General features: G+C 57.2%; 5 protein-coding genes, 2 tRNA genes and 1 pseudogene. 1 reads left to right on the top strand and 7 read right to left on the bottom strand.

The features are described 5' to 3' along the window. Positions 1 to 574: 574 nt before the first annotated feature. A complete protein-coding gene (locus tag CLV65_RS06360) occupies positions 575 to 2,140 on the bottom strand; it encodes an MATE family efflux transporter (protein WP_244569068.1) in 1,566 nt (521 codons plus the stop codon). Positions 2,141 to 3,533: 1,393 nt separating this feature from the next. Further along, positions 3,534 to 4,802 carry a Fic family protein gene (locus CLV65_RS06355; RefSeq protein WP_094690471.1) on the bottom strand — a complete coding sequence of 423 codons (1,269 nt, stop codon included), beginning with the start codon at positions 4,800 to 4,802 and terminating at the stop codon, positions 3,534 to 3,536. Positions 4,803 to 5,048: 246 nt separating this feature from the next. Between CLV65_RS06355 and CLV65_RS06350 the strand changes: the two genes are divergently transcribed. Continuing rightward, positions 5,049 to 5,130: transfer RNA gene (locus CLV65_RS06350), tRNA-Tyr, on the top strand. Positions 5,131 to 5,652: 522 nt separating this feature from the next. Here the strand turns inward: CLV65_RS06350 and CLV65_RS06345 are convergent. From CLV65_RS06345 to CLV65_RS06325, 5 genes and pseudogenes are all read right to left on the bottom strand, one after another. Further along, positions 5,653 to 5,725, bottom strand: a tRNA-Ala gene (locus tag CLV65_RS06345). A 675-nt stretch (positions 5,726 to 6,400) separates the two neighbouring features. Next, positions 6,401 to 7,058 (bottom strand): annotated as a pseudogene (locus CLV65_RS06340) (VTT domain-containing protein); the annotation flags it as partial. A gap of 201 nt (positions 7,059 to 7,259) precedes the next feature. Next, entirely contained in the window at positions 7,260 to 8,876 is a 1,617-nt protein-coding gene (locus CLV65_RS06335) for a dolichyl-phosphate-mannose--protein mannosyltransferase (protein WP_420848377.1), read from the bottom strand. 237 nt (positions 8,877 to 9,113) lie between these two features. Next, a complete protein-coding gene (locus tag CLV65_RS06330) occupies positions 9,114 to 10,526 on the bottom strand; it encodes a hypothetical protein (RefSeq protein WP_100346288.1) in 1,413 nt (470 codons plus the stop codon). Positions 10,527 to 10,538: 12 nt separating this feature from the next. Further along, positions 10,539 to 11,354, bottom strand: a complete 816-nt coding sequence (locus tag CLV65_RS06325) for a response regulator transcription factor (RefSeq protein WP_158216084.1) — start codon at positions 11,352 to 11,354, stop codon at positions 10,539 to 10,541. Between the last annotated feature and the right edge of the window lie 303 nt (positions 11,355 to 11,657).

Genomic DNA, 11,657 nt, shown 5'->3' with positions numbered 1-11,657 from the left:
TGGTTTTCAGGTTCCTGCAGTGGCGCCTTGCCCTCTCGTAGGTGTTATGTGTGAGTGGTGGCTGGCGCATTGGCGGGTTGGTGCGCTGAATCCCGGCTATGTGTGAGTGGCGGCTGGCACATTTGGGTTTGGCGGGATGGGTGTGGTGTGGGGATTGGCTTGTTTGCTGGATTCTGGTTTGGGGCGGTTTCGGATGGGTGGTTATGTGTGAGTGGTGGCTGGCACATTGGTGGATTGGGGCGGTGATTGTGGCGTTGGGTGCTTGGGAGATCGTTGCGGTTGCTGGCTTTCCAGGTTCCCATCATGGCGCCTTGCCCTCTCGTGGTCGTTATGTGTGAGTGGCGGCTGGCACTTTGAGGGGCCGGCGGGATGGTTGTGTGTGGGGTTTGGCTTGTTTGCTGGGTTCTGGGTTGCGGCTGGCGCCGGACCGGTGGCTATGTGTGAGTGGTGGCTGGCACTTTGGGCGGCGGTGCTGCTGAATCCTGGTTATGTGTGAGCGCCTGCTGGCACATTGGCAACTGGTGCATTGGGCGCGACGGTCAATCAGCTTGGTCAATCATCTTTCATCAACGCGTCACGCAGAGAGTGCGACTGGATGTCGCTTGCTGAACCGCGAGTAGTACAGTCCTGCGCAAATCATGATTGACAGAAGTGAACCAAGCGGTGCCGCGCATCCCATCGGAAACAGGTTGTCCGGCCACAATAGGGAGGCGAAGTAAGCGCCTGGAATACGCACCGCCAGCACCGAAATGATATTGTGCGCGAACGTATACATGGATTTGCCGTACGCACTGAAGAATCCGCTGAAGCAGAAATGCACTCCTGCCAAAATGCAGTCGAAGGAATAGCTGCTCAAGTATTGTGCCCCATACCTGACCACTGTTTCGTCATCGGGAGAGAAGATTCGCACGATGTCGGCGCCCCACATCTGGCAAGCGATACATATGACCGCACCATATACCACACACATGGTGATGCCATATCGCAGCGCTGTCTTGCTGCGCGAATGGTGCCGTGCGCCTGCATTCTGCCCGGCGACCACCGACACGGTGGACAGCATTGCCGAGGGGACGAGGAAGAGGAAGGAGATGACTTTTTCAACGATGCCGACAGATGCGGAGATTTCCAGCCCGCGGCCGTTGGCGATTGCGGTGATCACGATGAACGAGACCTGGATGCACAGTTCTTGGATGGCAATTGGCGTGCCGATTGTCAGGATCTGTCGAGTGCCTGCCCAGTCGTAAGCGAGATCAGTCGTGCGCAATTGGATGCCGGTGCTCGCGATCTTCAGGTAGGCGAGCGCAGCGGCGACCGAGAACGCTTGGGAGATAACCGTGGCGAGTGCGGCTCCGGCGGCTTGCATGTGTGCACCGCCGATGAATGCGAGGTCGAGCCCCACGTTCAGCAGTCCCGCGAGAGCGACGAAATACATCGGATGCCGCGAGTCGCCGAATCCGCGGAATATCGCGCTTATCACGTTGTATGCGACGATGAAAGGGGCGCCGAGGAAGCATATGGTCACATAATCGTGTGCCTGGCTCAAGGCTTCCGGCGGTGTTGACAGGAGGCGCAGCAGCGGGTCGGCGCATGCGACGAGGATGACGGTGGCGATGATGGCGACGATGGCGAACAGCCGGATGGATTGCCCGATTTGGCGTTGCACCTTGTCCATGCGCTTGGCGCCGATCGCGTGGCTGATGGTCACGGTGACGCCTGTGGTCAAGCCGACGATGGTGACGGTCACCAGGTGGGTCATCTGGCTGCCGGTGGATACGGCGGATACGGAATCCGCACCGTTGAACCTGCCGACGATGAGCAGGTCAACCAGCTCGTAGCAGCTTTGCAGGAAGCAGGTGATGAGGTAAGGGATGGAGAAGCGCAGCATGGCGGGGATCAGCGGTCCGCGGGTCAGATTGCCAGTGCTGGAATGCGTGCGGGATGGCGCGGGCTGCCCTGGATTTTGCCGATTTGCCTGGTTGGTTGTGTGAGTCGGTTTTGTATTGGCGCTCGCGTTGTCAGGTTGTGTGTCGGTTGGTTTTGTGTCGACTGATTTTGTGTCGACTGGTTCCGTCGTGTGGGGCGTGCGGACTGGTTCGATCGCTTCTGCGGTATGGTGCCGAGTATTGCTGGCGTGTACCATGCTTCGTTCTCTCCTCGAGATAGCCGCGGGCCGCGTGGCAGGTCGGCGAGCGGTCGTCCGGCGAGAAACCGGATAGTGTCCATACGTAATGCCGGCTGTAGACAGGGATGGCGATTCTGCGGATACGTTGTTTCGCAATCATCTCATGATTGGATCAATGTGTGGCGTATGGGTTGTGGCGCATGAGTGATAATCCCAGAGAATCCATCTCGACGTTTCCCTATGCGCCTATTCAGGCTTGCGGTATTCCCCGACGTGTTGTGTTGTCTTTCTGGTGCATCTTTCTGGGCGCTGCCGTGACGCCTTGCCCTCTTGCGGGCGTTATGTGCGAGCGCCGGCTGGCACTTTGAGGGGTCGGTGGGATGGTTGTGTGCGGGGATTGGCTGTTTGCTGTGTTCTGGTGTTGTGTTGGTTTCTGACAGGCGGTTATGTGTGAGTGACGGCTGTCACATAACGCCCTATTGCTTCGAATCCCTTGCTATGTGTGAGTGCTGGCTGTCGCATTGGGTGCGTTTGTGGTGCGGGCGGATGTGGGAGTGGCTTGTTTGCTGGGGTTTGGGCTGTGGCTGGCACCGGATCGGCGGCTATGTGTGAGTGGCAGCTGGCACATTTGGGGTTGGCGGGATGGATGATTGTGTGCGGGGTTTGGCTTGTTTGCTGTGTTCTGGTGTTGTGTTGGTTTCTGACAGGCGGTTATGTGTGAGTGACGGCTTGCGCTTTGGTGGCTGGAGTGGTGTGAATGATGTGGGGGTTTGGCTCGCTTGCTGGGGTTTGGGTTGCGGCTGGCATCGGATCGGCGGCTATGTGTGAGTGACGGCTGGCACATTGGGGGATTGGGGTGATGGTTGTGGTTTGGGTGTTTGGGGAATCGTTGTGTTTGCTGGCTTTTCGGGTTCTTGTCGTGGCGCCTTGCCCTCTCGTGGTCATTATGTGTGAGTGGCGGCTGGCACTTTGAGGGGTCGATACGCTGAATCCCGGTTATGTGCGCGTGGTGGCTGTCACATTTGGGCACGTGGGGTTGCGTGCTGCGCGGCGGGTGTCGAGATATGGCGGAGTCATGGGGATTTGAGGATGCGCGCGGGAATCCTGTAGCTGCAATGAAAAATCCCCGCAACCGTTGAGGGCGCGGGGATTTTGATGGGGTGGAGCTAGGGGGAATCGAACCTCCAAGCACCTAGCAAGGAACAGGCGCAATTGCAACGCTCACGAGGCGCTGACAGTCGGCTGTGGCAACATTTTGGCAACATCCTCGTGGCGGAGCAGCGCATCCATTGCCCGGCCGACCCCATCGAGGTCGTCGTACAGGCCGCATATGTCGCGTGGAAGGTCACGCAACACGACCGATAGGCCCATGGATTCTGCATGCTCGATCAAACCTGAAATCGTTTCGATTTTAAAAATCCTCTTTCATAGGTATGGCGCCCACACCCATATGCGCACGCAACGTTTCGGAGGCCCTGAACTTGAGTGGACGTTTCCCGACAAATTCGATGAGACCCGCGCTCGCAAGTTCATCCACGTATTTGCGGACTGTCTGCTTCGTCAGTTCGAGGTTGACTTCAGCGTTTTCAAGCGTCATGGACTTGGTGGTGTCAAACAGCTCCTCCTGCATGACCGCGTAAAGAAGCAGCGTCGCGTTCTTGGACATCGCATGCTCATTCCGCAGTTTGTCGCGCAGGTCAGTCGCTTTGCCGAGCTGGTCGATCTTAATGCCGAGTTCCTCGATCAAGGACTTCTGCGCGCGTTCGATGAATCCGAGGATGGTATATACGAAGAACGTGAGTTCCCCGCAGTTGAGCTTGTCCTCGGCCTCTGTGAAAGCCTTGTAGTATTCGTTCTTGTTCTCCGCGATTGTCTTGGAGAGGGACAGCACGGTGGGCAGTGTGAGGTCATGGCTGAGATAGAGCGCGAGCAGATACCTGCCGGTTCTGCCGTTTCCGTCGTAGAACGGGTGGATGTATTCGAACAGGAAGTGGCTGGCGATGGCCCTCTGCAGGAACGGTATGGTATCCGAACGGGCGAGGTCTATCATCTGCGCCAGCAGTGCCGATATCCGAGCCTCGCCGCTGACTCCGCTATGGATGACCGTGCCGTGTGGTCCCTGCACTTCCACGTCGCCTTTCCGGAACAGTTCCCCGTCGGGCCTGTCCTTGTCTTCGATCTCGTCGAGGGCGATTTTGTCATAGATGTCCCTGATATCCTCAAGGGTCTTGGGTAGTTCGACATCGTGGTCGGTGAGGTTGAGATACAGTTTCGCGAACTCGCCGAACCGAGCCTTCTCCATATCGCCATCGGCCTTGGCCTGCCGGGCGGCGGCCACGGCCGCTTCCGTCTCCTTCCGTGTCGACCTGACGCCTTCCATCTCGTTTGTGGCGAGCAGCTCCTCGGATATGGCGTGGTGGATGTAGTTCCACTGCATGACTCCTGGGATGCTTTTCCACATGGCTGATACCCGGCGTTCGGCGAGAAGCACTTTCTGTGTGAGCATGCACATGCAGCGCGGTGTGGCGATGAACAGTTCGCCCAAGGGCGTGCCGATTCCGGTCGCGAAGGTGGAATCGTCCTCGAGGCGCTGTTTGGCGAGCCTGTCGTGGTTGGCGTAAGAGTCCGCGCTCCTGTCGGCGTGGAACAGTCTCGCCAAAGTCTTATATTCCATGCTCATTAAGGTCACCGCTTTCTCAAATACAATTCTATTTGATAGAAACCATAAACTATGAGTCAATCTTAATCAAAATAAAGCGCTTAAAGATGAATAATAGCAATTAGCGTCCGGCCATTACTCTACTCATTGGGAGTTTTGTTAAAGCTCGTAATCCAATTGAGTAGGTAGACGAAAGCGAGGCTCCCATGGCTCAGGCGTAAAGCCCGAGCGGGGTGGCCTCGCTCTGTATCCGATTCTATCACGCTTGGTGGTTTGCCTGAGTGGTCGAAGGGGCCCGGCTGTAAACCGGGTGCATGATGCCGCGCTGGTCCGAATCCAGCAGTCACCACGACTGGCCGCCTTCGGGCGGCTTTTCCATATCTTGGCCACGCAGATTCTGCGGGGCTTTCGCATATCCGTGCCCGCCTTGTGGCGGCTGTCACACTGCGGTGTCGATGCGCAGGATTCTCCGCTATGTGTGAGTGGTGGCTGTCACATAGGGCGCGGCGGTGGTGTGGGCGGATTCGTGGTTGGCCTGTTTTCAGGGTTTCTTTGTGCGGCGGGTGTTGTTTTGGTGACTATGTGTGAGTGACGGCTGGCACTTTGAGGGGTTGGTGGGATGGTCGTGTGTGGGGGTTGGCTTGCTTACTGGGGTCTGGCTGCGGTCGATGTCGTTGCGGTGGTTATGTGTGAGTGGCAGCTGACACATTGGGGCGTGTGGAGGGCGCCGCGTGGAGGTGCTGAGTGGAAGGTGCTGCGCAGTGGATGTCGAGATATGGCGGAGTCATGGGGATTTGAGGATGCGCGCGGGAATCCTGTAGCTGCAACGAAAAATCCCCGCAACCGTTGAGAATGCGGGGATTTTGATGGGTGGAGCTAGGGGGAATCGAACCCCCGACCTTCTCCATGCGAAGGAGACGCGCTACCAACTGCGCTATAGCCCCGAGTCGTGGATATCAGCCTAAGTCATGGACATCGCCGAAGCGGTGAACGGACTCAGTGTGCTGTTATCACAACACAAGAAGTCAGTTTACAACGTGCCGAGGCAGGTGGCAAATCGGCGAGGCGGTGGTGGTGTGCTGCGGTCTGTTCCGTCGACAATTCCACCTCGCCGGATTCGCTGTGAATGTGGAAGGGTACACGGCGCTCTGCACTGTGCGAATCGCCCATACAGCATGGATATGATTGTGCAATCCGCCCCGAGCTGCGCGCAGTTCCGAGCTGTGCGGTGTGGATCCGGGCGATGGGGTGCGGATTCAGAAATCGTGGTGCAAATCCGGGCGTGCGGCGCGAAATCCAAGGCATGGCACGAATCCGCACCGCGCGGCGCGAATCTAAGGCATTCGGCGCGAATCCAGACTTATGCGGCCTGGATTCGCGCCGAATGGAGAATTATTCGGTCGCTACCTGTTCGGAAGCTTGCTCAAGGGTCTGTTCAAGCTTCGCCGTGGCTTGCTGCACAGTCTGCGTAGCCTGCCTTGGCTGTGCGGACTGCACAGCTGGATCCGCCTGCGCTTGCTGCTCGGCCGACTCGGACTGTGCCACTTGCTTTGCCGATTCGGTCAGCTCTGCCTGCTCGGCCGATTCGACGGACTCAGCCTGCTCGCCCTCTGCGGCCTTCGCGGTCTTTTTCTTCTTGCCGAACTTCGCCTTCCACAGGCCGATGACCGTAGGCGCCAGCGAAATGAGCAGGATGAGAACGATGACCAGCTCAAAGTGCTGCTGCACGGCCGGCACACCGCCGAAGAAGTATCCCAGCAACGTGAACAGCGACGACCACACGAGACCGCCCAGCACGCTGAACGGCGCGAAACGATGCCACTTCATGCCTGAGAAACCCGAAATGAACGGCATGAACGTGCGGATGAAGGGGAAGAATCGGCCGAGGAACACGGCGAGCGGGCCCCACTTGTCGATCATTTTTTCCGTCTTGGCGATGCGCTCAGGCGTCATGGCCTTCGCCTTGCCCGATTCGAGAATCCGCTTGCCGAAGAAATGGCCGATGAAGTAATTGCACTCATCGCCGATAATCGGCGCGCACCAGACGACGGGCAGCAGCACCGAGAGCTTCAGCCCGGAATTGGGGTCGTGCGCAAACACGCCTGCGGCAAACAGTAGGGAGTCGCCTGGCAGGAACGGCAGGAACACCACGCCGGTTTCGATGAAAATAATGAGGAAAATGAACGCATAGGTCGGTCCTAGGCCCATTGCAATCCAACTGGCGATCGCGCTGCGCGGATCTTTGAGAAGATTGATGAAGAAATGGACTATGCCCACGGCTGGCCTTTCAATGTGCGAAATATGTGGCTGTGACTATTGGATTATGTGGATTATTGCTGAGAAAACAAACGTTCCCCTTGAACAAAATAGCAGATGCTTCGCTGCTTTGTTCAAAGGGAACGCAGGTCATCACGAAATCATCGCATCCGAGTGGCATACGGATGCCTGAATCCTGAATCCCAAATCCTGAATCCTCTGTCAGATCCATGAATGCAGCCACATGTGCTGCAGCCAGAGTTGATACGGAATCGGCATGCCCGTCCACAACGGCAGGAAGTAGACGCTCACGAGCACGATGAGAGTCAGGACGCCCGTGCTGATCCAGCGGAATGCGAATTGACTGAGGTTGGAACGCACCCAATCAAACACATAGCAGATTGCCAGAATCATCCACGGCAAAATCACAATGGAATAGAACGTGAAGGTCGTGCGGTCAATATACAGCCACCACGGCATCCAGCCGCCCGCAAGACCAGCCCACACCGCCAGCACACGCCAATCGCCGCGGCGTGCGATGAGCCCCATGATGAGCGTGAGCACCAGGCATGCAGAGGCAAACCACCACAGCACCGGGTTGCCCAGCGATGTGACCGCGCTCACGCATTGTGAGTCTGGCGACACCGCGCACAGCCCGGGATGCCCCTCCAACTTGTTCCAATGGAAGCTCGTGGGACGTATCTGCAGCGGCCAGGTGAGCGGATTCGCCTTGTAGGCGTGCGGGCTGGTGAGCGTTGTGTGGAACTTCCACATCGTGATGTGGTATTCCACGAACGAGCGCAAGCCCTCCGGCAGCCATGTGATGCCTTGGCCAGGGTGTTTCGCCGCCCAATCGTGCATATAAGAATCCGGATGGATGAACCAGTTGAGCCAATCCACGAAATACATGCCGATGTAGAGCGGCACCATGTACAGCGCGGCAAGCAGGCCATCCTTGGCAATGGTGGCGCCGAACCAGCGGCGATAGCCCACTTGGTGGCGGTTGTAGCCATCCCACAGCACAGACAGCAGGGCGAACGCGGCAAAGAAATACGTGCCGCTCCACTTCACGCCGGTCGCCAGCCCCAGCAGCACCACGGCGCCAACGCGCCACCAGCTGAATGCCACCACAGGGCCGGACGAACGCACAACCAAGCGCACCGACGGTTGCCCCGCCGCCGCATGCTGGTCACCGCCTTCGCCACGGCGCTCGCTGGGTTTGAGGGGCTTGGTGCGCACCACCATCCCGGGAATCGCCACGTCACGTTCATGCGCGGCCCGTAGCTTGGCGAGCGCCCAATCCCGGTGGTTAAGCAGGCACAGAAATGCACCGAGCACCAGCACCATGATGAGGTTGTCGAGTATGCCGATGCGGCTCATGCTGATTGCCACGCCATCCACGCTCATCAGCAGGCCTGCGAATGCGGCGATTGTGAGGTTGTGGAACATCCGCAGCGCCACACGGCAGATGAGCAGGATTGCGATGGTGCCGGCGATGGCGCTGGATGCACGCCACGCGAAGCTGCTGGACGCTCCGCCGAACAGCTCCATGCCGATGGCCATGAGCCATTTGCCCATTGGCGGGTGCACGATGTATTCCGCGGTGTCTTGGTACAGGTAGGTTTGGCCTTGCGCAAACAGCGTATCGATGTGTACGCCGTCCACGTATTTGGGCCAGTCGCGTGCTTCGCCGGTCATCATCATCGACCATGTGTCTTTGACGTAATACGTTTCGTCAAACATGATCTGATGCGGGTAATCCAGGCGAATGAAACGAATCAGCCCGCCAAACAGCGAGATGAGCAAAGACACCACCCATGTCTGCACGCGGTAGGGCATGCGGCGCAATGGGGTGCGACGCCGCCTCTGTGTGCGTGACGGGGTTGCGGTGGTGACGGTTGCAGTTGCAGGCGCGGTTGCGGCGGCGGCAGCGGATGACAGCACGGGCGCTTCCCCTGGCGATCTTCCCGGTGCTTCCCCACGCGCGGCATCGATAATCTCAGGCTGTTGCGGATTCATGCCTTCAGCCTACTTCGAAGCCCGTCTTTTGCTCAATGCTGCGCAGTCGCGCGGCGGTTACTGCCGGTTGTTTTCGAATGGAATCACAGCAAAAAGCACCCATTCCCCGTCCTCGGCACTGGTGTTGAATTCACCACCGAGTTGGCGAATCCACTGTGAATGAAAGTCGAGTCCCGTGCTCATTCCGAGTGGACGGTCGGTTGTTATCTGCGGGATGCGACTGATGGAGTTTGTCTCGGTGATTGTTATCGAGTCGTTGCCGAATGTGCACAGCAGCGAATATGGTGCGTCGCGATTTGCGTACCTGCAGATATCCGTATAGACCTCTTGGATGAAATGTTGAAGTTTTGTGGCCATGGACGTTGGCAGGCAAGATGTTGTTGCGCTGTCTTCCGTAATTTCGTCTTTTTGGGTGTTATCGATTGCGAAGTGATGGGAATCGCAGTTGTCAGAGTGGAATGCGGCGTTCCCAGTGAATCCTAGAGAATGCAGCCGTTCGTCGTTCTCATGACAAAGCTGCATGATGTTCCGGTGAAGGTCGCCGAGGGTCGTGGTGGCGGGGGTTGGCTCATGAGCGACGATGCTTATGTGGCGGGTGTGCGAAGCGATATCCGACGGTTCTTCTCGGAGGATCTGGATGACTGTATGAGTGTTGTCCAGCAGCGCAAGAGCGGCATCGTTGATGTTCTTCCAGTCTTTTCGTTCAGACTCGCTGACAGTCGTACCAGTCGTTTTCTCCTCCTGTCCATCGATGCTATCCATGTGGTTCTGGGCGGTGAATGCGATGAATGAGAGGGTGCTGCTCATGGTGTCGTGGATATGAGCAGCGATTTCGTTATTGCGAGCAATCCGGTCCATGCGTTCTTTGGCTTCAGTGAGCTCTGCCTCTTTACCCTTGAGCATGAGTAGCATCGCTCGGTGATATTGCATGAACACAATGCATCCGAAATACAGTAGGTAGACGGCACCGAGAGCCGATTGAATCCAGCGGAGAATTTGCGGACTGTCGATCATGGCGTCCCCCGTGCGTATGAGGATTATTTCCACGCATGGCAGCACGACAATGCCCAAGAGAAAGAGAAGTCTGTTCGATGTGATTCGTCCCATGACTTCGATGATGCGTTGCGGGAACCTGCGGTGGCTTTTGGCGCGTTGACTGGAATGCCTTAATGCAAACAAATCGTGAATGATTGTTGCAATAAGATACGCCACCGCCAAGAGAAAGAACGTTACCGATACAAGCAACCAGAAAGGTTCATTGACCCGCTGATAGACGATTCCAGAGGTGAAAAAGCCGCATGCGAGAGGGAAAAAGTGAGCTAGAAAGCTTTCCGTCGACGATTGGTCAGAATCTGAGGTTGTGTGCGCATTCATAGTTTCAGGGCTGGCATTTGGATCCGCGCGGTTTGCTGTCTGCAGTCGCTGCTGGGGTGCCTCACGTCGGGAGGTATGAGACGAGGCCTTATGCATATTGGATTCCTGTCACTGAGGATGGTCGATGGTGTCTGGCGCGCTCTTTGCATCTACGCGATTGCTGTATTCTTGGCAGTTTTCATGATTGCGGGGCATGCCGAGCCACACAGCTATGGCTTCTCCGCGAGTGGAGACACCAAGTTTCTGGAAGAGCCGCGCAGTGGTTTTCTTGACAGTGTTGATGGAGATGCCCAATTGGTCTGCCGCGAAGGAAGACGTGCGCCCATGCGCATATAGGTCGAGAAGCTGGGCTTCCCGAGGGGTGAAATGAGCCCAGGGCTGTGATACTTCGTGGTCGGTGTGCGATGTGGATGGCGGTGCAAAAGCCTCGCGCGATGCTTCCGATACGCGTGTGGTATTCAACTGACGGGCGTTGGAACGCCCATTCAGGTCGCGCAGGGAAGGGAAGTTCGCGCTGGATTTGTCAGTATTCCATGTGCCTCCATCGGCAATGGCTCGGAGAGCGGTAGCAATGTTGGCGAGACTTCTTTTTGCGATGATTCCTTGCATACCGGCATCCGCGGCATCTTGTGCATAAATCTTGAGGGGGAATGAAGTGAGGGCGAGCATGGGGATGCGGACAGATGGTGCAGTCGCATGAATCTTTCGCGCGACGGTGGTGCCGTTCATGTCTGACAGCGACATGTCAATAAGCAGTATCTCGGGACGGCTCTCGGGGCTTGCGCAAAGGCGAACTGCAGCGGCGCCTGATGTGGCGCCCCACATCACAGTGAATTCATCGGGTCGGTTGCGGAAGTACGTTTGCAACGCGTTGAGCGTCAGCTCATCGTTATCTACGATTCCAAGCCTTAACGGTTTCTCCATACTTCCATTCAACACCATCAATGCAAGATTGGTGGCGGGTGACATACGTCTGGTTTTCTCAGCGGCATTCGTGCCGCCGAGAAAGGCAGCGTTGGTCATGGGAGTTGTTTATGAGTGGAAGGCTCGTGGCGGGACGACGGTCGCGAGCGCCGCTAAGCGCAATGCTCTTTTATTGATAAAAGTTTTGTCACCCGAAGGGGCGACAAAGGGTAGTGCCCGAAAGGTTGCGCACTTTGGATCATGCCCGTCCATGGCGCGATGATCAGTTCGCTTCCTGCAGATTGTCATCGAGCCGGGACATGT

It is taken from the genome of Pseudoscardovia suis (assembly GCF_002797875.1).
GTDB lineage: Bacteria > Actinomycetota > Actinomycetes > Actinomycetales > Bifidobacteriaceae > Pseudoscardovia > Pseudoscardovia suis.
Note: the sequence above shows the minus strand (reverse complement) of the source record. Positions and strands in the feature narration are given on the sequence as shown.

Coding starts and splice junctions, on each gene's coding strand:
- CLV65_RS06355 (WP_094690471.1), bottom strand. CDS start 4,802: ATGAGCATGGAATATAAGACTTTGGCGAGACTGTTCCACGCCGACAGG.
- CLV65_RS06360 (WP_244569068.1), bottom strand. CDS start 2,140: ATGGTACACGCCAGCAATACTCGGCACCATACCGCAGAAGCGATCGAA.
- CLV65_RS06335 (WP_420848377.1), bottom strand. CDS start 8,876: ATGCCCTACCGCGTGCAGACATGGGTGGTGTCTTTGCTCATCTCGCTG.
- CLV65_RS06330 (WP_100346288.1), bottom strand. CDS start 10,526: ATGCATAAGGCCTCGTCTCATACCTCCCGACGTGAGGCACCCCAGCAG.
- CLV65_RS06325 (WP_158216084.1), bottom strand. CDS start 11,354: ATGGAGAAACCGTTAAGGCTTGGAATCGTAGATAACGATGAGCTGACG.